Below are 25,611 nucleotides of genomic sequence, written 5' to 3'. Positions count from 1 at the left end.
ATCGCCTGGCAGATACAAATTGAGCGAACTTTTCAGGAGGCCGTGTAAAGGGGCTGGACATTGACAGCCATTAGAGGCAGCGAGTTTCGGTAATAGAAAAGCAACTGAATTTAAGCGAAAAAACCAGGCCAGATAGCAAATTTCCTTCGGAAAAGCAGCTTTCCTGAACGTTCATACAGAAAAACAACTGTTATTTTATCGCGCTCACAGAATAGTGATTAACATCACATAACGCCCTCTTGTCTCACAATGCGGACGGATTGGTCCATTGTTACTTGCAAGTTGTCATTGTTACGTTGCACACTCTCATTGTGAACAAGAACTCAACAGCACCTGCAGCCGCAGTATCTCAGACCAGCACATCCGCTGGTTCTGACATGCGCTGTTGTCGAATGCACGCCTGACTTTCCTACCCCGAACAGTTGTTTAGGCATTCGCCCCCAGCCCAGCGTCGGGCGCCCCTCCCCAGTTCTCATTGCGGGGTAATCGAGCATTCGAGCCGCGATGACGGCCATTCACATTGAGGTAAGCATTCATGTCAGTTGCATCTGGATACGTCCACATCTCCGTCCGTAACGCCAACAAGAGCGCTCCGCCCGCCGGTGTCCGCCCAGGTTTTGGTGGCCGCCCTGCCCTCGCTCCCGCGGCTCCCAGCAGCAGTTACGCCGCGCCCGGCTTCGTCCCGCAGGGTTACAACCCCAACTCCTACGGCCAGCTCCGCGCCGTGTCCCAGGTTGATCCGGCGCCCGCCACCGCCCCCACTCCGGTAATCGCTCCGGCCAACGGCTCGGCTGTCCGTCCTGTTCCCAATGAGAACGTTGCCCGCGGATTTGTGCTGTACATGGGTATTGACGAGGAAACTGCCGCGGCGTCCGGGACTTCCATCGCCAAGCTGGCTCAGGAAATCCGCGCCTATGCCCAGTCCCTCGTTTCCGGCGCCGAAAGCTACGCCGCCGTTGCTGTCGCGCCCTCTAACGCCCCCGGTTCGGCGCTGGACGTCGTCCGTTCAACTTTCGGTGACCCCACCGTGAACTCCCGGCAGCGCCCTGAAACGGCCCGCACACCCCAGCCGCAGGATCCCCGCCCTTCCGGTGTGCTGATCGATCTTGCCCGCCGTGAAGTCCACCTCGACGGCGAATCACTGAATCTGACGTTCAAGGAATTCGAACTGCTGAACTACCTGGTGGAAAACGGCACCCGCACCGTTGGCCGCGACGAACTCCTTGAAGGCCTGTGGCGGAATGCTGAAGAGGTGCCGAACGAGCGCACCATCGACGTCCACATCCGCCGCCTCCGTTCAAAGCTCGGCCGCCTGGCCAACACTGTGCGCACTGTCCGCGGCCAAGGCTACCGCTTCTACGAGCACCCGGAGGTCATTGTCTGGGCCGCTCCGGAATACTCGATCTAGCGTTTTCCAGGACGACTGAGGCACGGCATTTTGCCGTGCCTCAGTCAACTTCGTCCCGGATTCCGTCAGCGCTACCCCTGAAGAAGGGCAAGCTGGAGCCGGCATGCCTGGCCACACTGGATGAGACTTCACCTATAGATCCCACTGCCGTGCGGTGGTAGCTTGACCTCGTACCCAGGGTAGGAGAAACGATCTGCAGGAGGTCCGTGTCATGAACGAGTCCAACGCTGGTGGGCAAGGATCGGATGTGGTGGACATCCTCACTGCTGACCATCAGCAGATGGTGGAGCTGTTCGGACAGATTGAGGGAACGTCAGATGCCGGCCAGCGCAGAGACTTGGCCGATACTTTGATCGCCGAAGTGATGCGCCACGCCGTTGCCGAGGAGATGTTCGTTTACCCCGCGATAGAAGAACACGTGCCAAATGGCCCCGAGGAGGTCGAGCACGACAAGAAGGAACACGACGAGATTGTCCGCTTGATGAAGCAGGTGGAAGGCGTGGATCCTTCTGATCCAACCTTTATGGAACTGGTTCAACAGTTGGAGGCAAAGTTGCGTCACCATGCGAACGACGAGGAGTCCGAACAGTTCCCGAAACTACGCGCTCACATTCCTGCCGAACAACTCGTCGATATGGGCGAAAAAGTACAGAAGGCCAAGAAACTGGCACCTACCCGTCCACACCCCGCTGCGCCGCACTCCGAGTTGTTCCACAAGACTGTCGGGCCGGGTGTTGGAATGGTTGACCGACTGCTGGACAAGCTCACGGGGCGCCACACAGGCTAACCACGGCTGCAGGATCTGCGGCGAGGGAGCAACCATGGCATTCACTGAGGTCGCCGACAACGTCCACCGCTTCGCGGACGCATTCGTCAACTTTTACCTGGTTGAAGGTCCGGAAGGGCTTACGCTCGTTGACCCGGGTCTTCCGTCAATGCGGTCGCCGCTGGAGCGCGCACTGAGTGGCTCGGTTACTCCCTTCAAGACATCCGCGCACTTGTCCTGACCCCAGCAGCCGCTGGCAAGCGCCTATAGGCTTGGGGCATGAGTGAGCACTATATTAAGCGGCTGGTGATCATGCGCCATGCCAAGGCCGACTGGCCTGGCGGGGTTGCCGATCACGACCGTCCCCTTGAAGAGCGGGGTCACCGGGAGGCCCCGCTGGCCGGCAAATGGCTGCTCAAACATGATGTGGTTCCCGATTTCATTCTGTGCTCCAGCGCCCTGCGAACGCGGCAGACCTGTACGTGGGTGTGCAGCGAGCTCGGAGATAAAGCACCCACCCCTAAGCTGGAGGGCGGACTCTACGCAGCGTCGGCCCAGCGGATGCTCACCGTTATCAACCATGTGCCGGACACCGTCACCACACTCATGGTCATTTCGCATATGCCCGGTGTGCAGGACCTTGCGATGCATCTGGCCTCCCGCGACTCCGATCACGATGCCTATATGGATGCAGCCACCAGGTTTCCCACCAGCGGGCTGACTGTCCTGGAGACCGAAAAGCCCTGGGCGGAACTGGATGGCCAGGACGCCCGGCTCACCCACTTCAAGGTGCCGCGGGCGCATTAGAGCACGTGGGAGGGGCCGGATGTGCCCTGGATTTCGACGGCGGTGAGGGCTCGCGCGAGGAACAGCAGCACCTCGCGTGATATTCGGCTTCCAACTGGCACAGTGGGAGCGTGAACATACGTCATAGTGCGCTGGCCGTCCTCGTTGCCGTGCTGTGGGGCGTGAATTTCGTTGCGATCGACTTTGGCCTGCACCCCGAGGGCGCCGGCGACGTGCCCCCGCTGCTGTTCGCGGCGATGCGTTTCGTTCTCGTTGTCCTCCCGTGCATCTTCTTCATCCGCAAACCCGACGTCAGCTGGACCATAATCCTCGGCGTCGGGCTGTTTATGGGTATGGGGCAATTCGCCCTCTTGTATGTGGGCATGGCCATGGGAATGCCGGCAGGGTTGGCATCGCTGGTACTGCAGGCCCAAGTCCTGCTCACGGTGCTGATCGCGGCCGGGGTCCTGGGGGAGCGGCCCAGCGGCCGCCAACTTACCGGCGTCGTCCTGGGCATTGCAGGGCTGGCCGTCGTGGCAGCGGGCCGCAGCATGGTGGCGCCAGTCCTGCCATTTATCGTCGTGCTGGCCGCTGCCCTGTCCTGGGCTGTCGGCAACGTGATCGTGCGGAAGGCGGAAGATACCTCCGGGCTGGGTCTGGTGGTGTGGTCGGGAGCCTTGGTGCCGCTGCCACTTGCCGGGCTGTCCTTCCTGGTGGACGGATCCGACGCGGTAATTGGGACCCTCGCCAATCTCCAGCCTGCTACGGTGCTGAGCGCCATCTATACCGCGGTGTTTGCCTCCCTGGTGGGCTCCGGAATCTGGAACCGGCTGCTGAGCCTGTACCCGTCGTCGGCCGTGGTTCCCTTCACGCTCCTGGTCCCGGTGGTGGGCATAAGCACTGCGGGGCTGGTCCTGAATGAGGTGCCGTCTCCGGCTGAAGTGGCGGGGGGTGTGCTCCTGCTGAGCGGGGTGGCCACCGCTGTTCTGGGACCAGTAGGGCCCTTGATTACACCAGGGCAGCGCCGCTGGCACGCTCAGCGGCGGGACGTTGCCTTCGCTGGCCCGGCGCCTTTGGCGGGAGGCTTGGGTTTCAGCGCTGAGGGTGCGCGTTTGGACGCCGCCGACGCTTTGGACGCAGCTGAGGAGCTCCGCGACCGGGCGGCTGACGGCGAGACTGGTCGTTTCGAGGCGGACGACGTCGAGCCGGGACGCCGGGAGGCCGGAACAGGCTTCCGGCGCGAGGCCGGAGATGACTTGCGGGCGGACGGAAGCCTTTTGCCTGAAGGCCACACTGCTCCGGCAAAGAGCACCAGCAATGTTCCTGAGCCGGATACAAGGGCCAAATAGAAATAGATGTCCGAATCCTTGGTGGTGACGGCGGTACCAAGCGCCGCCGGATCCTGGTTAAAAGCCAGTCCCCACATCCGCAGGAAGGCGATCGCGAAGCCGATGAAAAGGCTCGTCCCGATGCCTCCTGCCAACAGGGCCAGGTTCCGCCCGCGGGTGACCACCTGGACCACGGACGCCAGGTAACCCAGCGCCACTGCTCCGAGGAAGGCGAAGAGGACCGTCTCTTCAAGGGTGATGGCAGTCAGGACCAGCAGGCCGACGGCGGCGAAGACCGCGCCAACCGCTGTCCTCCCGCTGCTCCCCATGGTGCCCATCTTCCCCGAAGGGTGGGCTATTTCAGGACGTAGCCACGCATAATTGCCATGATCGCCGCAATGCTTTGTTCCCTGGTCCGCTCGGGGTGGTACGTCTGCCGATCCAGGCCCACCACAAAGCAGGCGCCAAAAATCGCAGTTTCGAGGCTTCCGCGGGAAATTGACGTGTCCACAGGGTATGCAGCAGCCACCCGCTCTATCGCCGCGCCGATGACCTCCAGCAAGACGGCGCGGAGTTCAGCGAAGGTGTCCTGCCAGACACTGGGTGTCCGCCAGTTTTCACTGACCCAGAGCCTGGCAAACGAAGGATACTCGGCCATAAAGTCCATGGCCTGGCCGATCATCTGGTCCATCGCTTCGAGCGGGTCCGCTGAATTGTCCTGCGCACTCACCAGGCGTGTCAGCAGGATGTCCACGCCATGCCGCAGCAGCTGGGCAATGAGATCGGACTTGCTGCCAAAGTTGTAGTACACCGTTCCCTTGGAGACGCCTGCTGCGGCCGCTATCTCATCCACCGTGACGCCGGCCGCTCCGCGCTCGCCGATCAGTTCCATGGAGGCCTCGAACAGCTTTTGTTTCGTGGCGGTGGTCCTGCCGGGACGCAGCTTCCGCTCTCCGGCTTCCTGCGTGCTCATATTGCAATCTCCGGCTTCAGCGATTTAAGGGTCCAGAACTTGTGCTTGCGGACTGCCAGCGCGGACAGCACGGCACCCAGCACAGTGTAGCCAAGGAGACCCATCACAGTGGGCAGGATCAGAGAGAGGTCGGCCCCGTAGATCAGGTGGCGCATCCCGGTCACCACGTAGCCCATGGGCAGGACGTCATGCACAACATGGAGGGGCTGCGGCGTGGTCTGCCAGGGGAAGGTGCCGCCGGACGAGACCAGCTGAAGAACCAGCAGGACGAGGACCACCAGCTTTCCCGGAGAGCCGAGCAGCGCCACGATGCCTTGGATGAGGGAGCTGAACGCCATGGCGGCCGCCAGCATAAAGAGCCACATCAGAACCGGATGGGCAGGGTTCAGTCCCAGCCCGACGTCCACCACCAGAGTGAGCAAACTCGCCTGCAAAACGGAAACCGCGAGGAACGGCAACCAGCCGCCGACGGCGATTTTCCAGGCAGGGGCATTGGAAGCCAGTGCACGCTGGGTGATGGGACGCATCGCCTGGACCAGCATAAAAATGCCGATCCACAAAGCAAGCGTGAGAAAGAACGGAGCCAGCCCCGCACCATAGGAGCCGGCCTTGGCCTGGGAGACGTTGCTTACTGCAACAGGATCCGCAATGACCTTGGACAGGCTGCTCTTCTGGGACTCATCTGGATTGGGGACCTGGCCGGCGCCTTTGGCAAGTTCATCAGCCAAGGTACTGGCGCCGTCGGCCGCTGTTCCCGCGCCGCTTTCAAGCTTGCCGGCGCCGGAATCGAGCTCCTGTGCTCCCGTGGACAAACGGGCCGCGCCGTCCAGAGCGGCCTGCTCTCCGGCCGCCAGGGAAGTCGAACCGGATGCCAGCTGATCGGCTCCCGTTGATGCCTGGGCGATTCCGCCGGTCAGGGCGGGGGCAGCGGCGGCAAGCTCGGCAGCCCCGTCGCTGACGGCGGCAGATCCGTCCGCCAGCTGCTGGATTTGTGCAGCGTCCGCCTGAATTTTTGATTTGGCATCGGCCGCGGGGCCGGAAGCAGCGGCAGTATCGAAGTCGGCCAGGACCTTGTTGGCCTGTTCCTGGCTGAGCACGCCTGTCTCCACCAGCTTGGTGTTGGAAGCCACTACGCGTTCCCGCAAACCCTGGTCCGCTGCAGTCAGCTGGCCGACGACGTCCTGGACTTTGGTGTTCAGGGCAGCATTTCCCGCGGCCACCTGCGCAGCGCCATCGGCCAGCCGTTGAGAATCCGTGGGCAAGGTGGCCGTCTTGTCCTTCAGCTGCTGCAGCCCGCCGTCGAGCTGTCCCGCTCCGGCCGCGAGCTGATTGGCGCCGTCGCTAAGTTTTAGCTGGCCGTTGTAGAGCTCAGCTGCACCCTGGCTGAGCTGCCTCGTCCCTGTGTGGAGCGTCACCGTCCCGTCACGGAGCTGGCTCACGCCGCCGGAAAGTTGTCCGGCTCCCGTTGCCGCCTTGGTGACCTGGGTGTGAATGGTCCCGAAGCCGGTGAGCAGTTGATTTGCTGTTTCCTCGCCCACTTCCTGGGCAACGGAGGCGTGAACGGCGGTGGTCAGCTTGTCCACGATGGTGCTGAGGAGGTAGTTATTGGCATCGTTGGTGGTCACGTTCAGCATGGCCTGGCTGGCGGCATCAAAGCTGCCGGGGGACGTGAGGTTGGCCGAGAAGTCCTTCGGGATCTTCAGGGCGAAGGCGTACTTGCCGCTTGCGACGCCCTGATCGGCTTGATCGCTGCTGCTGACGTTCTCCCAGTTAAAGACATGGCCCTTGACCAGGCTATCGGCCACTTCCTTCCCCGCCTGCAGCTCTGTGCCGTTGCCAGACATTGCTCCCGTGTCCTCCACCACCAGGGCAGCATCGATCTGGTCCAGATTGCTATAGGGATCCCAGTTCGCGTAGAGGTATACCGCGCCGTAGAGCAGTGGCACCATGATCAGGGCGAGAAGGGTTAGTTTCGGCAGCAGCCCGCCGGTCATGCGTTTAAGTTCGGAACGGGCCAGCCGCAGCACAGTCACTTGGAGTTCTCCTTCTCGGGGATGTCGTTACCGATGACCGCTGAAGGTCCCGTCCAGCCGTCCGGGAGGGTGCTGACGGTGGCGACGACGGCGAGCGGCCGCCCGCCGTCGTGCGCCAGTTCCTCCAGCCTCGAAAGCCAGCCTCCCGGGTCTGCACTGTGGCGATCCGGGGAGTCCACCACCAAAAGGTCCGTTTCCGGGTTGGCGAGGGCCAGGGCGGTAAGCAGTTCAACACGCCGCAGCGGTGGAAGCTGCTCGGTCCACAATTCCGCAATGTCCTCGAATCGGTTGATCTTCAACCAGGGCCGGCTGAGCAAAGCCCCGCGGTACCGGCGTGGAATCAGGGCCAGGTCCTCGGTGACGAGATCACGGACGGTCAGGTGCTGCTCAGGTTCATTGACTCCGGGGGAGTCCACCAGGGCGCTCGCGACCCTGAGTTTCTTCGTCTTGCTGACGCCGTCCCAGCTGACGGATCCTGCCGTTGCCTTCATTCGAGCGCTCAGGCAAAGGGCCAAAGCTGTCCGCTGGTCCTGGCGTTCACCAGTGACCAGCAGGAGTTCGCCCCGACGGCTCTGCAGTGAGGTGGCAGCCAGAAGGTCCTCCCTCCGGCCTTGGATACGGAGGTTTTCTACGGAGAGCATGAGGACCTTTCACGGACGGAAACTCCTGCGAGTCTAACTAAACTGACCAGTCAGTTCAAATAGGAGGTTTTATTGAGGTGCGCACCTACCGTCTGCCTTTGGGCAGGTGGGTGAACCGTGATTGCGCACCCCCTGTAACCAACCGGCCCTACCCGGAAACTAACAGGTCAAGCGGGGCAGGGAGCTCCGCGGTCAACGCACACCTTCGGGGGATCATAAAAAATGACATCTAAACTCGGCTTTCTTGGAGCAGTAACTATGGCCGGTCTCGCCATCAGCCTTACCCTTTCCGCCTGCGGTCCGCAGACGGGAGTTGAGATCGCAGATGCCGGAAGTGCGGCTCCCGGGGTGACCTCCACTGCAACCGGCGAACCTACGATGTCAGCTACTGTTGCTCCCGCTGGCCCGGAGCCCCTGTTGTCGCCTGCACCTTCAGCAGTTCCAGCGCCCCAAGCGCCTGCTCCCGTGGAGCCGGTGGTGCCAGTGGAGCCGGTGGCGCCCTCGTTGCAGTCCTTCACCTTCCCCGATGGGCACATCTCATTCTCCTACCCGGCCGGCTGGTCCGTCAGAACCGAGCGTGGGCCAGGCCGGGACGGGCCTCCGTGGCAGCCTGTTGAGGCGATCGTCTCCGACGGCACAGGCAATGATCTCGTCCGGGTCTCAAGCGGCGCAGACGGGATCGGATGTGCGGGTGGACCCGTCCACCGCACGGTGCTGGACAAGGCAGATGCTCCCGGCATGCGTCAAGCTGACGGCACTACCCCCTGGTTCGGGTTCAAGGTGGAAAACGTCGGGGGTGAAGACTGGTACAGCATGTCGCTCAGCAGACCCAGCAACTTCGATGAGGGAGAAGTGAATTCCGGCTGCGGGTTGCTCGTGATGGAAAACGGGGGCGCCATGGTCGGGGCCATCTTCAACCCGCCGCCGCACCTGGCCTTCCCCAGTCGGGAGGCGGCTAAAGCCTGGATGGGCAGTGAACAGTACTCCCAGCTCAAGGCATTGTTGCTGAGCGTGAGTTACTCATGACTGCCGCACCTTGGTTCCGGAAGGGGGGCTCTATCGCTCTCGGAACGCTCCTGGTGAGCGGCTGTGCCACTCCGGCGGCGTCGGTTGGAGATCCAACGGGTACCACCGCGCCGCTTCCGGTGGCAGGGGAACTCCAGGGGCAGGGAATGGTTCTGCAGAAGGAGGCCGAACCGCCGCAGCTCTGTCTGGGCTCCATTGCGGAGTCGTATCCGCCGCAATGTAGCGGTCCCGCTCTGGCGAATTGGGATTGGTCGAAGGTGGACGACGAGGAGACCGCTTCCGGCTACACGTGGGGCTCGTATGCGGTGGCCGGGACGTGGGATGGGGTCCACTTCACCCAGACAAAAGATCCGGTCCCATTGTCGCTCTACGACCCGCCTGGTCCTACCAGACCCAAACTATGGGAGGAGTCTGCCGGACCAGGGAGCGAGGTGCAGCTCGAACTGATTCGAGCCGAAATTTACAGCTCCCATGAGTCGTCCATCCTGGGTTCCTGGACCGCGAACGGATACCTCATCCTCAATGTTTTCTACGACGACGGCGCCCTTCAAAACGAAATGGATGCCAGGTACGGGCCAAAACTCGTCCTAGTGGAGTCGGCGCTCCGGCCCGTCAGCGGATAGCACCTGGAAGGAATGCCTGGGACGGATAGCCGCGCCGTGCAGCTGACGAGCACCGGGGAACGCCGCTTGCAGGAGTTTGAGAGTTAGAGCTCCTGCTTCAGAGCCCGTACTTTTCCAGCAGACGCAGCCAGATCTCGCTGACCGTGGGATATGACGGCACGGCATGCCAGAGCCGGTCCAAGGGAACCTCACCGACGATGGCTATGGTGGCGGCGTGGAGGAGTTCCGAAACGTCGGGTCCCGCGAACGTGGCGCCAAGGATGACTTGCCGATCCTCATCGATCACCAGCTGGGCCCATCCCTCATAGCGTTCTGAACGGAGAGCAGAGCCCGCAACCTGGATAGGCAGCTCTACTGAGGAGACCCGGTATCCATCCTTTTCCGCACGGGCCACGGACCTTCCCACCGATGCCAGTTCGGGATCTGTAAACACCACATTCGGGACCGCGTGCTCGTTGGCGGTCTGGGCAAAACGGCTCCAGGGCGCCGGAGTTCCTTCCAGCTCGCCCTTGGCCCGGGCGGCAATGGCGTCGCCGGTTGCCCTGGCCTCGTACTTGCCTTGGTGCGTCAACATCACGGCACCTGCGGCATCACCAACGGCATACAGCCAAGGGCCCGAACCTTCACTGTTGGTTGCAAGCTCCACCAGCCCGCTGGCATCAGTGCTGAGCTGCAAGGTGCCATGCCCGTCCGGTTCCAGCCCTATGCTTTCCAGCCCCAGTCCCTCAAGGGCAGGGCGGCGTCCGGTCGCGACCAGAAGCTTTTCCACGGTAGCCGTGGCGCCGTCGTCAAGCAGAAGGGTCACCGAACCGTCGTCGTTGCCGGTAACGCTGACGGTTTTCGTATGGAGGTGGAGTTCGACGCCGTCAGCCCGCAGGCCGGAAGCGGCCAGTTCGGCAGCTTCCGGCGGGAAGCTGCCCAGCAAGGTGCCACGGGCAACCACAGTGACTGAAGATCCCAGCCGGGCGAAGGCCTGCGCGAGTTCAGTCCCGGCCACGCCGCCGCCGAGGACCGCCAGCGTCTTCGGAATTGCCTGGGCGGAGGTGGCCTCCCGCGTAGTCCAGTAATCCAGGTCGGCCAGGCCTTCGACCGGAGGAGTGCGAGGCGAGGATCCTGTGGCGAGAACAACTGCCTCGCGGGCTGTGAGCAGGTGGCTGACGCCGTCGAGTCCTGCTACCTCAACGGTGCGTGGACCCGTGATCCAGCCGTGGCCGCGAATCAGTTCGATACCGGAATTGTCCGCCCATTTGACCTGGCTGTCGTCCTGCCAGTTGGCGGTGAAGTAGTCCCGGCGCTTGAGGACTGCAGCGGCGTCGAGGGTTCTGGTGACTGCCTCCCCCGCCCCCGGAACTGTCTGGGCGCCATGAAGCGCTGTTCCTGAGCGGATCAAGGCCTTGGAAGGCATGCAGGCCCAATAGGAGTATTCGCCACCCACGAGCCCGGCTTCGACCAGCACGGTGGTGAGTCCTCCTTGTACGGCACGGTCCGCAACGTTTTCCCCGGCTGCCCCTGCCCCGATAACAATGACATCGACTTCCCGTACGTTTTGCGCCATCATGGCTCCAGACTACGCCCGGGGGGAGGGTGTGTCTGAAGGCAGCGAAAGACTATCGGCAGGCGATCATGACGAGGCACTACGCCGGTGGTCTAGACCGGCATATAGCTTTGGCTCACAGTCGGGACGCCAATGCGATACCTCTGATCGCCGGCGTGGTTGAGATGCTGCACCAGATTGTCCGGCCCGTTGCTGAAACGTGCCGGAATGAGGCTCCCGGTGCCCTGATAAGCGGGAACAAGCACGGAACATGCGGGGAACATCTGGGGGAACAAGCGCGCGAACAAGCGGGCCCAGGCTGCTTATTGGAGGGCGACGAGGCGTTTAGTGCGGGAGTCCGGGCGTGGTTGAGGCCAAGCGCGGCCCTACGATTCTGCAGCACCGGCCCTGATGCGGCACACAAAAAAATCCGCACCAGCGGACCGGTGCGGATTTTGTGTATTGTGCGCCCAAAGGGATTCGAACCCCTGACCTTCTGTTCCGTAGACAGACGCTCTATCCAGCTGAGCTATGGGCGCATTCGCGGCTCTTGGAGAACTTCGCTCTCTGCGAACCTCGAATTACTTTACGCGAGATGCGGCCGTACTTCCAAATCGAAACAGATGTAATCTGCACGACTAGACCGGTCTATGTGAGCTTACTCACAAAAGTCCAGTATTTTGATAGCGCTCTTCCTTGAGTTCACGCGGTTTTTCTGTTGGCATCCACGTTCGGCCCTGCATTTACGGCGGAATTTACAGGCGGTTGGACACCTAGCATTTAGGACACACCACTGAACCCGAGGAAGGGAACCGCAATGGGCGATCTGGCGCGACTGCCGCTGCTTGAGAAAGCACCAACCACACATGCCGGCCTGCTGGCGTGGGTCGAGGAGGTTGCTGAACTCACTCAGCCTGCCCGCATCCACTGGGTCGACGGCTCCGAAGAGGAAAATACCAGGCTCACCGACGAACTCGTCGCTGCCGGCACTCTGACCCGACTCAACCAGGAATCGTTCCCCAACTCCTTTGCTGCTTTCTCCGATCCTGCGGATGTTGCGCGCGTCGAGGAGCAGACCTTCATCTGCTCGCAGAACAAGCGCGACGCCGGCTTCACCAATAACTGGATGGCCCCGGATGAGATGAAGGAGAAGCTTCACGGCCTCTTCGCCGGTTCCATGCGCGGCCGGACCATGTACGTCATTCCCTTCGTCATGGGACACCTTGACGCCGAGGACCCCAAGTTCGGCGTCGAGATTACGGACAGCGCGTACGTTGTTGCCTCGATGCGCATCATGGCCCGCATCGGCACAGAGGTCCTGGACCGTATCACGGCAAACAACGCCTTTTTCGTTCCGGCCCTCCACTCCCTGGGGGCGCCTCTCGCGCCTGGCGAGGCAGACGTCGCCTGGCCCTGCAACCCGGACAAGTGGATTGTGCACTTCCCCGAAGAGCGCTCCATTTGGTCGTTCGGTTCCGGTTACGGCGGCAACGCCCTGCTGGGTAAGAAGTGCTATGCCCTGCGCATCGCCTCAGTCATGGCCCGCGATGAGGGCTGGCTGGCCGAGCACATGCTTATCCTCAAGCTGACCTCACCTGAGCAGAAAAAATACTACGTCTCGGCGGCCTTCCCGTCCGCCTGCGGCAAAACAAACCTTGCCCTCCTTGATCCCACCATTGATGGGTGGAAGGTCGAAACGCTTGGTGATGACATCACCTGGATGCGGTTCGGCAAGGAAGGCGAACTGCGCGCCGTCAACCCGGAAGCAGGCCTTTTCGGCGTAGCTCCCGGAACCGGCTGGGGAACCAACCCCAACGCCATGCGCGCCATCGCCAAGGGCAACAGCATCTTCACCAACGTCGCACTGACCGACGATGGCGGAGTCTGGTGGGAGGGCATGACCGATGACGTTCCTGCCCACCTCACGGACTGGCAGGGGAACTCGTGGACGCCGGACTCGGACCAGCCCGCGGCTCACCCCAACTCACGTTTCTGCACCCCCATCGACCAGATCGACATGCTGGCCGAGGAGTACAACAACCCGGACGGCGTCGAGCTTTCAGCGATCCTGTTCGGTGGACGCCGCAAGACGACCATCCCCCTGGTTACCCAGTCCTTTGACTGGTCCAACGGAATCTTCATGGGCTCCACCCTTTCCTCGGAAACCACCGCGGCAGCGGCGGGTGCCGTAGGCGTTGTGCGCCGTGACCCGATGGCCATGCTTCCGTTCATCGGGTACGACGCCGGTGATTACCTCAACCACTGGGTCAACCTTTCGGCCAAGGCGAACCCGGCGCGGCTTCCCAAGATCTTCCTGGTCAACTGGTTCCGTCGCACGCCGGAAGGCGGATTCGCGTGGCCCGGGTTCGGGGACAACGCCCGTGTCCTCAAGTGGGCCATGGAGCGCCTCGAGGGTAAGGCGGCCGCCGTCGAAACCCCCATCGGTTTCGTTCCCACCGGTGACTCGATTGATCTGACCGGCCTGGATATGACCCCTGCCCAGGTGGAAGAAGCCGTACGCGTGGACCCGCAGGAGTGGGCAACCGAGCTGGCCTCCATCGAGGAGTGGTACGCCAACTTTGGTGGCTCGCTGCCCGATGCGCTCCAGACCGAACTGGCCCACCTTAAGGCCCGCCTCAGCTAAATCCCCACTGCTTCCCCAGTCTCGCAAGCTCGATTGGGGACCCCTCGGCAGCGTGGGCCCAGGCGGAGGCCCGGATGACGACGGCGGCTCCGCACCTTTCCTCGGAAAGGTGCGGAGCCGCTGCGTTTAAGCCGGTTTTGGGACCCAGTTTGGGAAGAGGGATCAGAAGGGGGGATTGCTGCCCTGCCCTGATGCGGTTGACAAGTCTACTAGTAGATATGTCACCATGGCTTATGACACTTTCCCGCCTGATTCTGGGCTTGCTCAGCCTCGCGCCCATGACGGGCTACGAACTCAAGAAGCATTTTGACGCGACGGTGAACCACTTCTGGTCGGCCGATAAGGCGCAGATTTACAGGACCCTGACAACACTGGTCAAGGACGGGCTCTGCATTGCGGAAACCGTGCAGCAAGATGGTCTTCCGTCCAAACAGGTGCACAGGATCACCGAGCATGGGAGGGCGGCGCTCCTTGAGTGGCTCGAAACCGATCCGGCCCCCGACGCCGAACGGAATGCCTTCCTCGGGCGGGTGTTTTTCGCGGCCCAGCTCGATGAGAAGCAGCTGCACAAGCTGTTTGACCGCCGTCGGGAGGCTGCCCTCAGCTACCTTGCCTCGCTGCAGGAGCAGCTGGACGCAAGCCGTGCCGCTTCGCCGGGGGAGGCGCTGTACTTTCAGCTGGCCACGTTGAGGAACGGAATCCGGCACCTCAAAGCAGAACTCGATTGGCTGCAGGACATCGAAAAGGAACTGGTATGAGTGCGCACGCCGATACCTACCCCGAGATCCATCCGAGGTCAGCAGATGCCGGGGCTCCCACTGGCGGGACTATTGTGTTCCTGCACGGCGGAAACGTCGCCAACTGGATGTGGGACCCCCAGGTAAAAGCACTTCCTGACTACCGGATCCTCACCCCTGACCTGCCCGGTTTTGGAAGCAGGGTGGCCGAGGACTGGACAGACCTGGCAGGGGCGGCGGACGCAGTGGCCGCCTTCATTGCCGAGCAGGCAGAACCTGGACCGGTTCACGTCGTGGGCCTGTCCATGGGGGCTGTCGTCGCTCTCCACCTCATCGCCAGGCACCCCGAAATTGCATCTTCCGTGCTGGTTAGCGGAGCAGTGATGGCAGAGGTCCGGGGACCCACCCGATGGCTCGCAGCCCTCCAGTTCGTCTTTTGGGAGAGGGCCTGGTTCTGGCGGGGACAAGCCAGGGCGTTCCGCTTGCCCAAAGATTCCGTGGAGCTATACGTCCGCCACGGATTATCCGTCCGGCGTTCCAACGCGGAACGGATGCTCCGGGAGGTGTATGCGGGTGCAGTCCCTGAAGAACTGGCTTTGTTCCCTGGCCGTCTCCTGGCCGTTGCTGGGGAGAGGGAGCCGGCAATTGTGGCTGCTTCATTCGCAGGCTTGGGCTCTCTGCTGCCCCACGCAGAGTTTAGGGTCGCGCCGGGAATGCATCACGTCTGGAATGTTGAAAACGGAGAGCTGTTCAGTGCGATGGTCCGCCTTTGGGTAGCGGGCGAGGTGCACGCGGGGCTGATCCCTGCCGCGCGTCCCTCTAGACGCTGATTGCGCAGGTCGATCGGCACCTGATGCGACCCTGGCGTGTCTTCGGCCGGTGCCACCTGACGTTGATACCTCCGGGGAGTAGGTTGGAGTTCAGGCGATGGCATGGGGAGAGAGGCAATGCAGATGTCGAAAACAACGGGTGTGGCACAACGGCTCGCGCAAGCACTGGCTATTGTCTTGGGAGCGGAGGACATCCCGGTGCGTGTGCAGGCGTGGGACGGTTCAGAGGCGGGCCCGCCCGATGCTCCTCTGGTCATGTTTCGATCCCGGCGGGCTCTGCGGCGGATACTGTGGTCGCCGGGGCAGCTGGGACTGAGCCGTGCCTATGTTTCAGGTGACATCGATGCTCCCGGTGACATCTTTGAGACCTTTGCCGCTTTGAATTCCATCGCGAAGTTTGCCGAGGGTGCCCCTGCCCGCTCATTGACGGCTCGTGAAGTCCTGAAGCTGGTCAGGACGGCGGTCCGGCTGGGTGCTCTGGGGCCCAATCCGGCACCGCCCCCGGAAGAAGCGAATGTGGGCCGCCATGGGCGCCGGCACTCCAAGAAGAGGGACGCCGCGGCGATTTCCCACCACTACGACGTCGGCAATGACTTCTATGCTTTGGTGCTCGGTCCGTCACTGGTTTACTCGTGCGCGGTATGGGAGAACGAGCAGGCCGGCCTTGACGCCGCCCAGGAGGCCAAACTCGATCTTGTCTGCCGCAAGCTGGGTCTGCAACCTGGCATGCGCGTGCTGGACGTGGGTTGCGGCTGGGGGAGCTTCGCCCTCCATGCCGCCCAGCGTTACGGTGTCGACGTCGTCGGGGTCACCCTTTCGGCAGAACAGGCGGCACTGGCCAGCAAGCGGGTGGCTGAAGCCGGGCTGACCGACAGAGTGGAGATCAGGATCCAGGACTACCGCGACGTCAATGACGGCCCGTTTGACGCCATCAGCTCCATTGGAATGTCCGAGCATGTGGGCAGTGAGCAGATGCCAACGTACACATCCCAGCTGCGCGACCTGTTGCGCCCCGGCGGCAGGCTCCTCAATCACGCCATCTCGTGGAACGCCGGGCCTACCGATCCGGACCCGGACTCCTTCATTCCCCGCTACGTTTTCCCCGATGGGGAGATGCTTAGCCTGGGCGAGATGGTCACGGCGCTTGAGGCGGCCCGCCTGGAGGTGCTGGACGTTGAAGCCCTCCGCCGGCATTATGCGCTGACGCTCCGGGCGTGGGTGCGGAACCTCGAAGATCACTGGGATGAAGCGGTAGAGGCCGGCGGGGCAGGACGCGCACGGGTTTGGCGGCTGTATATGGCCGCAAGTGCCCTCGGCTTTGAGGACGGCACCACCGGCGTAAACCAGATCCTGGTTCAGAAGGCTGGAGGGGACCAGCCGCCATTGCGCAGGACGGCCTGGTTCTAACCCGACGGGTAGAGAGTGGTGCTAGTCCACCCAGACGGTGGGTTTATCTGAGTCGGCTGCGAGCTGTCCGAAAGTCAGCTCACCGGAGTCGGCGTTCGTCGTGTACGGAAGGACGGCGGAAAAGACAGCCCCGTCCCGGTGCTCCGTCGCCACGTGGATAGCGTCGGTGTCCTCTTCGAGCAAGGTGATGTCGCAGACCACTGCCGCTGCCCGGAAATCGTCACGGTTCTGCTTGAGGAGCTCCCTGAGATCGCTGATCATCGAATCGGCATCAAAGTCGGCGTCGGACCCGGCCGGGGCGTCCGACGGCGTGACCGCCACCAGACGGACCTCGCCGTCGTTCTCCACCACGAGCGCAAACGGCAGGAACCCGCCGTTCCGTCCGAGTTGTTCCTGGGCCGCGCCGACTCCGGTGCCCAGCAGGTTTTCCAGATCCGTCGCAGTGGCCGGGGCCACCGAGCTGCGCCAGGAGGTTTCGGGGTCGGCAGTTACGGGCTCCGAACCTTGAGGCAGGGATGTTCCGCGCAACGCGGAGTCGCCGGATGTAGTGGTGTTAGGGGATGCGTCAGTCATGGCAAACCGCGGACTAGCTCCGGACCAGGGCGAGGACGCGGTCGCGCAGGCTCTCCATTGTGGCCCTGTCCTTGGCTTCAGCGTTGAGCCGCAGGAACGGCTCGGTGTTGGAGGGGCGAAGGTTGAACCACCAGCTGCCGTCCCTGGCGGTGAAGGTGCTGCCGTCCATGTGGTCGATCTCAACATCTTCATTCTCGAAGTTGTTGCGGACCCGTTCCACTGCAGCAGCTTTGTCCTCGATCTCGGAGTTGATTTCCCCTGAGGACACGTAGGGTTCGTACTCGCGGCCGAGTTCAGACAACGGACCCTGCTGTTCACCGAGTGCCGCCAGCACATGCATGGCGGCGAGCATGCCGGTGTCTGCATTCCAGAAATCACGGAAATAGAAGTGCGCTGAGTGCTCGCCTCCAAAGACGGCGCCTTCCTCGGCCATGACTGCCTTGATGAACGAATGGCCCACCCGAGTGCGGACGGCGCGGCCGCCGTCGTGCTCCACGAGTTCCGCCACTGCCTTTGACGTCAGGAGGTTGTGGATGATGGTAGGGGTTTCTTCGCCCAGGGCTCTGGCCCGGGCGATTTCGCGCCGCGCCACCATGCCGGTGATGGCCGACGGCGACACCGGGTCGCCCTTTTCGTCGATGACAAAGCAGCGGTCTGCGTCGCCATCAAAAGCCAGGCCGATATCTGCCCCGTGCTCCACGACGGCGGCCTGGAGGTCCCGGAGGTTTTCCGGTTCCAGGGGGTTGGCCGGGTGGTTCGGGAAGGAACCGTCCAGCTCGAAGTAGAGGGGAACGATCTCGAGGGGGAGTTTGGGTAGCAGGGTGTCGCCGAGGACGGCCGGCGTAGTGAGGCCGGCCATGCCGTTGCCTGCATCCACGACTACTTTGAGCGGGCGGGAACTTGAGAGGTCCACCAGGCTGCGAAGATATTTGGAGTAGTCCTTGAGAACGTCATGGACGCCGATCTGGCCGCGGCTGGGGGCGGCAGCAATCGTGCCTGCTGCGAGGTACTCTTCCGCGAGAGCCTGGATCTCCTTCAGCCCGGTTTCCGAGGAGATGGGAACGGCTCCGGCCTTGGCCATTTTGATGCCGTTATACGCTGCGGGGTTGTGACTGGCCGTGAAAGTCGCCCCTGCCGCGTTGAGGGCGCCACAGGCGTAGTAGAGCTCGTCGGTGGAGATCAGGTCCAGCAACTGGACATTGGCGCCCCGGGTGGCTGCACCGTTGGCGAAGGCCTTGCTGAACTCCGGAGAGGAAGGCCTCATGTCCCCGCCGACAAGAACCGTCTGGCCTTCAAGGGCCAGGATGTCAACGAAGGCTGCCCCAACGGCTTCGACGATTTCCGCAGTGATGGATTCGCCCACAATGCCGCGCACGTCATAGGCCTTGAAGGCCGCCGAGAGGTCAAAAGTCTTTGTCTGGTCGCTAGTCACGCGTTCCATCTTACGTTGAAGCGGGAAACACCCTGTTCCCCTTTTCCGGGGTCGGCCCGTCCGATTATCCACATGGAAGGAGTGCCTTCTTTTGGGCTGTCAGAGGTGGCTGGGATACTGAAGAAATGCTCACCAACCGAGATGCCCCCGATCTTCAAGACGCTGCTCTTCAAGACGCCGCTCTTCCTGCCGCCGATGCCGGATCTGTATCCTCATCCGCTTCTGCCATCTACGGGGAGGCCCTTGAGGTTTTGCGGGAGCTCGTTGGCCATCCTGGTGCAGGCTTCCACGATGGCCAGTTTGAGGCCATCGAGGCACTCGTTGGAAACGGGCGCAGGGCTCTCGTCGTCCAGCGCACCGGTTGGGGGAAAAGCGCCGTATATTTTGTAGCATCCCTGCTGCTTCGCCGTCGCGGTGCCGGCCCCACCCTCATCGTGTCCCCGCTGCTTGCACTCATGCGGGACCAGGTGGCCGCCGCAGCACGGGCCGGAGTCAGGGCTGTCGCCATCAACTCTGCCAACCAGCTCGAGTGGGATACCGTCCGGGAGCAGCTGGCATCGGATGAAGTGGACGTGCTGCTGGTATCACCGGAGAGGCTCACGAATCCCTCGTTCCGCGAGAACCAGTTGCCGGAACTGATCCGGCGGACCGGGCTGCTTGTCATTGACGAGGCCCACTGCATTTCGGACTGGGGGCACGATTTCCGGCCGGACTACCGGCGCATTGCTGACCTGATTACCGAACTTCCACGTACTGTGCCGGTTCTGGCGACCACAGCCACCGCCAACTCCAGGGTGGTTCACGATATTGAAGAACAGCTCGGGTCGGATGTATTGACCATTCGTGGTGCCCTTGGCAGGGAGTCCCTGCGGCTGGGGGTGCTCAACCTCCCCGATTCCCGCGACAGGCTGGGGTGGTTGCTGACGCATCTTGCGGACTTACCAGGAAGCGGCATCATTTACACGCTTACCGTCTCCGCCGCGGAGGACACCGCGCGGCTGCTGGCTGAAGCCGGCCACAAGGTGCTGGCGTATTCGGGGCGAACGGACCCCGCCGACCGGGAACGGGCGGAACAACAGCTCAAAGACAACCAGGTCAAGGCATTGGTTGCCACATCCGCCCTGGGCATGGGTTTCGACAAGCCGGATCTGGGCTTCGTTGTGCACCTTGGAGCCCCGTCATCGCCTGTGGCGTACTACCAGCAGGTTGGCCGTGCCGGTCGAGGGGCAGCCAACGCTGACGTACTTCTTCTGCCCGGATCCGAGGATCGGGATATCTGGCAGTACTTTGCCACGGCGTCCATGCCGTCCGAAGAAAAGGCCGCTGCCGTCCTTACGGCCCTGGCGGACGCCGGAAGCCCCGTGTCCACCGTGGCGTTGGAAGCACGTGTGGACCTCCGCCGGACACCGCTGGAGCTGCTGCTGAAAGTTCTGGCCGTGGATGGAGCAGTGGAACGGGTAGGGGGAGGTTGGCGCGCCACCGGGATGCCTTGGGTTTACGACTCGGAAAGATACAGCCGTATTGCTGAAGCACGGGTGGACGAACAGGACTCCATGGTGATCTACCAGGACACCGCCGGATGCAGGATGGAGTACATCACCTCGGTCCTCGATGATGCGACGGCGCGGGCTTGCGGCCGTTGCGACAACTGTGCGGGGCGCTGGTTCCCTACCGACATCAACTCCTCCGCAACCGAGGCTGCAGGTGCCACGCTCAGCCGCGCAGGTGTGGCCCTGGAAGCCCGTCTTCAGTGGCCCACTGGGATGGACCGGCTGGGCGTCCAGGTGAAGGGCAAAATCAAAGCGGATGAGAATGTAGCGGAGGGACGTGTTCTTGCAAGGCTCACAGACCTTGGCTGGGGTGGCTCCCTGCGCGAGCTCTTCGCATCCGGCGCCCCTGACCGGGAGATCGACCCGGCCATGCTTCAGGCTTGCGTCCAGGTTCTTCGGGAATGGGGTACGGGCAGCGATCGTGCGCCGGGGTGGAGCGGGTCGGGCCGGCCTGCCGGAATCGTCAGTATTCCCTCCAGGAGCAAGCCCGTCCTGGTGCAGTCACTGGCCCGAGGCATTTCAGGGATAGGCCGCATTCCGTATCTGGGCCAGCTTCAGCTCGAGCACGGAGGTCCTACCGGCGCCAGAGGAGGGAACAGCGCTTACCGGCTCGCCGGCGTTTGGGACCGCTTGGCTGTGGGACCGGCACTCGCTGCCGCTTTGGAACCACTCTCCGGGCAAAGCATCATGCTCGTGGACGACCTCACCGACAGCCGCTGGACCGTCACGGTTGCCGCCCGCGCCCTCCGACGAGCAGGCGCGGGAGCCGTTTTGCCGCTGGTACTGGCGCAGGCAGGCTAGGCGTAGGCAGCTAAGGCGCTGCCTTCCGCTGGGGCTGCCGCCCGCGGCTCACTTCGGCGCCAGCGTGGCGATGCAGGGACAGGCTGTCCAAGGTGCTCAAGAGCATCAGGGCAGCCATCGCCAGGAAGGCCCCCCGGTACGGTGCCGTGGAGTCCCCGCCGAGGGCGCCAGTGCTATCAAAAATACGCAGGAAAAGCGCACCCAAGGCAATGCCCGAGCCTGCCGCCAGTTGCACCAGGGTCGCGGACACCACGTTGGCTGAGGGCAGTTGCGCCGGGATGATGTCCGCATACTGCACCGAGGCGTAGGCCGAGAAGCCAATGGAGCGGGCAGCTCCACTGATCACCAGAAGCACAGCAATCAGTGCTTCGGGAGTGCCGGCGTCGAGCATTGAGCAAAAAACGAAGGTGATGGCCGAAGCAAAGGAAGCAAACACCAGCACAGGTTTGAAGCCGAAACGCCGGATCAGCGGGGTGGTGGCTGGCTTGATGCCGATGTTCCCCGCGAATACAGCGGCCACCATCGCTCCGGCATGCAAAGGGTCCCATCCGAAGGCGTCCTGGAACATCAGGGGAAGCAAAAACGGCACGGCGCTGATGGTGAGCCGGTAGATGAAGCCTCCGGTGGCCGTTGCGCGAAATGACCTGGTGGAAAAGACCCCCAGATCGAAAAGGGGATGTCCGCTGTGGCGCATCCAGCCTGCAGCAGCAGCGAGGAGCGCCAACCCGAGGCCGACGACAGCCCAGGGGAGGACGTCGGAGGGATGATGGCCTGCATATTCCAGCCCCACCACTACGGACCCCACGCCCAGCGTTGTGAGGGCCAGCCCGGGCCAGTCAAGGCGGCGGTCCCGATTGCCGGCCCCTTGCGGAACCAGCCGCAGCGCAACCAGGAAGGCGCCAAGCCCCAGGGGAATGTTGATCAGGAAGATCCACTGCCACGACAGGTAGCTGGTCAGCGCCCCGCCGATGACGGGAGCCAACACCGGCGCCAGGAGCCCGGGCCAGACGAGGTAGGCGGTGGCGCGCAGCAGGTCCTGCTTGGGTGTCCCGCGGAGCACCACCAGTGTTCCTACCGGGACCATCATCGCGCCGCCCGCGCCCTGCAGGATCCGGCTCAACGTCAGCATTGTCAGGTCCTGGCTGACGGCGCAGAGCAGGGAAGCAGCAGTAAAGGTGGCGATGGCGACACAGAATACGTTCCGGGCCCCGAGCCTTTCCGCCAGCCAACCGCTGATGGGAATCCCCATGGCCACCGTCATGAGGTAGGCGGTCATGGTGATGTTGACGTCCGTCGGCGCAACGTCAAAATCTCTGGCGATGCTCGGAATGGCGGTGACCAGCACGGTGCCGTCGAGGAATTCCATAAAGAAGGTGGCTGCGACTAGCAAGGCAAGCCGCGGGCTCCAGGAGGCTGCCGCCACACTGCTGTTGTTTGCCATCCGCTTATCCTCACACGGTCTTTTGGAGGGCTGCGTCAGGTTGTCGTCCTACGCAAAAGGTCCCGGTCGATGACCGGGACCCAACGCGGAGACGGGGGGATTTGAACCCCCGGTGGAGTTGTGCCCCACACTTCATTAGCAGTGAAGCCCATTCGGCCGCTCTGGCACGTCTCCAATTGCTATTACTAGCCCACCAAGGATACGCAGAACCGGCCATCCAGTGCAAAACGGTTCGGGAATGCGTGGCCCGCAGTAAGGGACGGGGTCGGGGAGTCAGCGCACCATCCGGATCGTTTTCAGGTTTTCCCATTCCGCAATGGCGTCCTCCGCTCCATCCGGCTGAAATCCAAAGCGCCGGTAGAACGCGATGGCCCGTTCGTTTTGAGCGGCAACCCAGAGGCTGGCAGGCCCATCGCCCAGGGCGGCTTCGAGCAATTTTCGGCCCAGGCCAAGACACTGATGGGACTGCAGCACATAAAGGCCCCAGAGCAGTGCGGGCTGTCCCGGGTGTTGCTGTTCGGGCTGTTCACGTCCTGCAAAGCCGACGATTCTGTCAGCGTCGCAAGCCACCCAATGGTCAGAAACGCGGGGGCCTTCGAGGATCCTCTTCCACATTTCGAGCCGGGCCGTGGGGTTCAAGCCTGCGAGGAAGCCGTCCGAGAGGACGCCCGCGTAGGTCTCCTTCCAGGATAGGACGTGGACGAGGGAGAGCTCTTCTGCGTCCTTCGGTCCGGCCTGCCGGACGGACAGCGGGCCCGTGCCTCCTTGGATCATCCGGCCCGTCCGGCAAGGGCCCGCCACAGGAAGTGCTGGCTGCGGCTTTGGAGGGCTGCGGCCTGGCGGTTGTCCGATGCACCTGCATGGCCGCCTTCGAGTGCTTCGTGGTACCAGATGTTGGGAATCCCCATGGCCTGCATACGGGCCGCCATCTTCCGCGCCTGGACCGGGCCAACACGGTCATCGGAGGTTGCCGTCCAGATGAACGTTTCCGGATAGTCGACGCCGTCCCTGAGGAGGTGGTACGGCGAAAACGTCCTGATGAAATGCCAGTCCTCAGGGTTGTCGGGGTCGCCGTACTCGGCAATCCAGGAGTGGCCAGCGGACAGCTTCGTGTATCGCCGCATATCAAGGAGGGGCACCCCGCAGGACACAGCGCCAAACAATTCCGGGTACTGCGTGAGCATGTTGCCCACCAGCAGCCCACCGTTAGAACCGCCCACACAGCCCAGGCGTTCCCGTGACGTCACACCCCGGGAGATCAGATGCCTGGCCACTGCGGCGAAATCTTCATAGGCGCGGTGCCTCTTCTCCTTCAGCGCGGCCCGGTGCCACGAAGGGCCATATTCCCCTCCGCCCCGGATATTCGCCACCACAAAAACTCCTCCACGGGAGTGGCCTGTTCCGCTGTCTGAACCCTCAGCACCTTCAGAGCCTGAGGGCCCAACGGTACGACGCTCCAGCCAAGCCCGTCCGATGGTTCCGCTGTAGGCGGGGGTCCGGGAAATCTCGAAGCCGCCGTAACCTGAAAGCTGGGTGGGGTTTTGCCCGTCAAGGACCAGATCCCTGGATGCCACCTGGAAGTACGGCACCCTGGTGCCGTCCTCTGATACGGCGAAGTGCTGCTGGACCTCATAGGCCGAGTCGTCAAAGAATGACGGCGAGGACCTGATCACCTCATGGGTGCTGCCCACCGTATTGCCCTCGCGCTTCAACGTTCCGCGGGTAAGGGTGCTGGGGGTGGTGAAGCCGGTTGCGACGAGCCAGAAGTCGTCCGCGGAGACCTGGTCCTCATCCTCATCGTCCACGGCGTAGGCCGTGACATCGTGGAGGGGCGGGCAGGCGTCCAGTACGGAGGAAGCCCACGCTGAACCACTTTCACTGGCCGGCCGTGACGGATCAAGGACACGGATCTCGGAGGAAACATCGCGGAGCAGATTCAGCAGGAGAAAGTTGCGGGTCCAGCTCCACGACTGAAGAGACGTGCTTGAGTCAGGAGCGAACAGAACCACCAGTTCCCGTCCGCCTGACAGATAATTCTCAAAGTTGGCGGCCAGCAGTGATCCGGCAGGATACGTGGTGCCGTTGACTGTCCAGTCGCCCTGCGGCCGGAAGAGCAACCATTCACGGTGAAGGCTGAGGTTGACGTCCGTGGGAACGTCGATCCGCAGCCAGGCGCCATCGCGGAGTACTGATGTCTGCCGGTTGAAGAAATCGATCCAGTCAACGGCAAAGGTGCGCTCGAACCCGGGTGTGGAGTCGTGGGAGATGAGCGCCATCATGTGATCCTCGGGGATCTCAAAGAGCCGCTCAGCGGAGCCCAGTGTGCTGCCCCGCCGCAGTATCACGCCCGTTCGTGCGTAGGAGGAAGCGGTTTTCGGCAACTCTCCCGCTGTGGTGGCCACCAGGAGCGTGTCCGCGTCCAGCCAGGAGACATTGCCCTTCGCCGTCGGCAGATCGAAGCCGCCGTCAGCGGAGTCAACAAAGGTGCGGCTGACGACGTCGAACTCCCGGTACCGGTTTGCGTCGCCACCGTCGGGGGAGAGGGCGAGCAGCACCAGCCGGTGCTGTTCGCCTGCAGGCGGCCTCAGGAAGTCAGCCCCGTGGAAGACCCATTCCTCGCCTTCCGCGGCAGCGAGCGCATCTACGTCAAGGAGAACATCCCACTCTGGGGACCCGCTGCGGTAGCTGTCCCAGGACGTGCGCCGCCACAGGCCTTTGGGGTTCTTGCCGTCCTTCCAGAAGTTGTAGTACCAGCTGCCGTGTTTGCCCACCATGGGGATCTTGTCCGTGGAATCAAGGACTTCGAGGACCCGTTCCTCCAGCTCGGCATAGTCGGAGTCCTCAAGCAGGTCCTCAGTACGAGCGTTCTGTTCGCGAACCCAGGCCAGTTGCTCCTCGCCGTAAATCTTCTCCAGCCAGATGTTCTCGTCGATGGGTTCGGGGGCTGTCGCCGGAGCCGAGGTGTGGCCGGACGTGGGCTGTTGGTCAGCTTCGGTGGTGGTCATGGGCCCATCCAAGCAACATCGGTACGCCACTAGCAAGTCAAGCAGGCACGCCACATGCGGATACGCTGGATGC

Annotated in this window: 20 protein-coding genes, 2 tRNA genes and 1 pseudogene; 12 read left to right on the top strand and 11 right to left on the bottom strand. The window is 62.8% G+C overall.

Features of this window, described 5'->3' with window-relative positions:
• Positions 1-535 precede the first annotated feature (535 nt).
• The 5 genes and pseudogenes from RIN13_RS09440 to RIN13_RS09420 all read left to right on the top strand — a co-directional run.
• Positions 536-1,408, top strand: coding sequence for a winged helix-turn-helix domain-containing protein (locus RIN13_RS09440; protein ID WP_309107075.1), 873 nt, complete (start codon positions 536-538; stop codon positions 1,406-1,408).
• A 211-nt stretch (positions 1,409-1,619) separates the two neighbouring features.
• Complete coding sequence (locus RIN13_RS09435; RefSeq protein ID WP_309107074.1) at positions 1,620-2,195, top strand: hemerythrin domain-containing protein; 576 nt, start codon at positions 1,620-1,622, stop codon at positions 2,193-2,195.
• Positions 2,196-2,229: 34 nt separating this feature from the next.
• Positions 2,230-2,415, top strand: coding sequence for a hypothetical protein (locus tag RIN13_RS09430; protein ID WP_309107073.1), 186 nt, complete (start codon positions 2,230-2,232; stop codon positions 2,413-2,415).
• 38 nt (positions 2,416-2,453) lie between these two features.
• Positions 2,454-2,981, top strand: a complete 528-nt coding sequence (locus tag RIN13_RS09425) for a histidine phosphatase family protein (protein WP_309107072.1) — start codon at positions 2,454-2,456, stop codon at positions 2,979-2,981.
• Between the two features lie 110 nt (positions 2,982-3,091).
• Positions 3,092-3,985, top strand: a pseudogene (locus tag RIN13_RS09420) (EamA family transporter); the annotation flags it as partial.
• Positions 3,986-4,643: 658 nt separating this feature from the next.
• Here the strand turns inward: RIN13_RS09420 and RIN13_RS09415 are convergent.
• The 3 genes from RIN13_RS09415 to RIN13_RS09405 are packed head-to-tail and all read right to left on the bottom strand — an operon-like array spanning position 4,644 to position 7,935.
• The gene (locus RIN13_RS09415) at positions 4,644-5,261 is read right to left on the bottom strand and encodes a TetR/AcrR family transcriptional regulator (RefSeq protein WP_309107071.1); all 618 of its coding nucleotides are present in this window, start codon (positions 5,259-5,261) and stop codon (positions 4,644-4,646) included.
• Complete coding sequence (locus RIN13_RS09410) at positions 5,258-7,294, bottom strand: YhgE/Pip domain-containing protein (protein WP_309107070.1); 2,037 nt, start codon at positions 7,292-7,294, stop codon at positions 5,258-5,260. Before RIN13_RS09410 ends, RIN13_RS09415 begins: the two co-directional genes overlap by 4 nt.
• Entirely contained in the window at positions 7,291-7,935 is a 645-nt protein-coding gene (locus RIN13_RS09405) for an ABC transporter ATP-binding protein (protein WP_309107069.1), read from the bottom strand. Before RIN13_RS09405 ends, RIN13_RS09410 begins: the two co-directional genes overlap by 4 nt.
• Before the next feature lie 222 nt (positions 7,936-8,157).
• Between RIN13_RS09405 and RIN13_RS09400 the strand changes: the two genes are divergently transcribed.
• Entirely contained in the window at positions 8,158-8,961 is an 804-nt protein-coding gene (locus RIN13_RS09400) for a hypothetical protein (protein WP_309107068.1), read from the top strand.
• A complete protein-coding gene (locus RIN13_RS09395; protein ID WP_309107067.1) occupies positions 8,958-9,584 on the top strand; it encodes a hypothetical protein in 627 nt (208 codons plus the stop codon). Before RIN13_RS09400 ends, RIN13_RS09395 begins: the two co-directional genes overlap by 4 nt.
• Positions 9,585-9,681: 97 nt before the next feature.
• Here RIN13_RS09395 and RIN13_RS09390 read toward each other — a convergent pair whose 3' ends face one another.
• Together RIN13_RS09390 and RIN13_RS09385 are read right to left on the bottom strand one after the other, a co-directional pair.
• Positions 9,682-11,142 carry an NAD(P)/FAD-dependent oxidoreductase gene (locus tag RIN13_RS09390; protein ID WP_309107066.1) on the bottom strand — a complete coding sequence of 487 codons (1,461 nt, stop codon included), beginning with the start codon at positions 11,140-11,142 and terminating at the stop codon, positions 9,682-9,684.
• Positions 11,143-11,583: 441 nt separating this feature from the next.
• Positions 11,584-11,657 (bottom strand) — tRNA-Arg (locus RIN13_RS09385).
• A 278-nt stretch (positions 11,658-11,935) separates the two neighbouring features.
• On the opposite strand from RIN13_RS09385, the gene RIN13_RS09380 reads away from it, so the two are divergent.
• From RIN13_RS09380 to RIN13_RS09365, 4 genes are all read left to right on the top strand, one after another.
• Positions 11,936-13,762 (top strand): phosphoenolpyruvate carboxykinase (GTP), encoded by a 1,827-nt coding sequence (locus RIN13_RS09380; RefSeq protein ID WP_309107065.1) that lies wholly within the window; start codon positions 11,936-11,938, stop codon positions 13,760-13,762.
• Positions 13,763-13,980: 218 nt separating this feature from the next.
• On the top strand, positions 13,981-14,520 hold the full coding sequence (locus RIN13_RS09375; protein WP_309107064.1) for a PadR family transcriptional regulator: 540 nt from the start codon (positions 13,981-13,983) through the stop codon (positions 14,518-14,520).
• Positions 14,517-15,329, top strand: coding sequence for an alpha/beta fold hydrolase (locus RIN13_RS09370; protein ID WP_309107063.1), 813 nt, complete (start codon positions 14,517-14,519; stop codon positions 15,327-15,329). Before RIN13_RS09375 ends, RIN13_RS09370 begins: the two co-directional genes overlap by 4 nt.
• Before the next feature lie 123 nt (positions 15,330-15,452).
• Entirely contained in the window at positions 15,453-16,736 is a 1,284-nt protein-coding gene (locus RIN13_RS09365) for a cyclopropane-fatty-acyl-phospholipid synthase family protein (RefSeq protein WP_309107062.1), read from the top strand.
• Between the two features lie 21 nt (positions 16,737-16,757).
• On the opposite strand, the gene RIN13_RS09360 is transcribed toward RIN13_RS09365, so the two are convergent.
• A complete protein-coding gene (locus RIN13_RS09360) occupies positions 16,758-17,309 on the bottom strand; it encodes a hypothetical protein (RefSeq protein WP_309107061.1) in 552 nt (183 codons plus the stop codon).
• A gap of 13 nt (positions 17,310-17,322) precedes the next feature.
• Positions 17,323-18,741, bottom strand: a complete 1,419-nt coding sequence (locus RIN13_RS09355; RefSeq protein ID WP_309107060.1) for a phosphomannomutase/phosphoglucomutase — start codon at positions 18,739-18,741, stop codon at positions 17,323-17,325.
• Between the two features lie 125 nt (positions 18,742-18,866).
• On the opposite strand from RIN13_RS09355, the gene RIN13_RS09350 reads away from it, so the two are divergent.
• On the top strand, positions 18,867-21,092 hold the full coding sequence (locus RIN13_RS09350) for a RecQ family ATP-dependent DNA helicase (RefSeq protein ID WP_309107059.1): 2,226 nt from the start codon (positions 18,867-18,869) through the stop codon (positions 21,090-21,092).
• 10 nt (positions 21,093-21,102) lie between these two features.
• On the opposite strand, the gene RIN13_RS09345 is transcribed toward RIN13_RS09350, so the two are convergent.
• From RIN13_RS09345 to RIN13_RS09330, 4 genes are all read right to left on the bottom strand, one after another.
• On the bottom strand, positions 21,103-22,533 hold the full coding sequence (locus tag RIN13_RS09345; protein ID WP_309107058.1) for an MFS transporter: 1,431 nt from the start codon (positions 22,531-22,533) through the stop codon (positions 21,103-21,105).
• Positions 22,534-22,619: 86 nt separating this feature from the next.
• A tRNA-Ser gene (locus tag RIN13_RS09340) sits at positions 22,620-22,707 on the bottom strand.
• 99 nt (positions 22,708-22,806) lie between these two features.
• A complete protein-coding gene (locus RIN13_RS09335) occupies positions 22,807-23,307 on the bottom strand; it encodes a GNAT family N-acetyltransferase (RefSeq protein ID WP_309107057.1) in 501 nt (166 codons plus the stop codon).
• Positions 23,304-25,538, bottom strand: a complete 2,235-nt coding sequence (locus RIN13_RS09330) for a prolyl oligopeptidase family serine peptidase (protein WP_309107056.1) — start codon at positions 25,536-25,538, stop codon at positions 23,304-23,306. Before RIN13_RS09330 ends, RIN13_RS09335 begins: the two co-directional genes overlap by 4 nt.
• Between the last annotated feature and the right edge of the window lie 73 nt (positions 25,539-25,611).

The organism is Arthrobacter sp. (assembly GCF_031179985.1).
GTDB lineage: Bacteria > Actinomycetota > Actinomycetes > Actinomycetales > Micrococcaceae > Arthrobacter.
The sequence above is the reverse complement of the archived record's forward strand: the minus strand, read 5'-3'. Positions and strand labels throughout refer to the sequence as shown.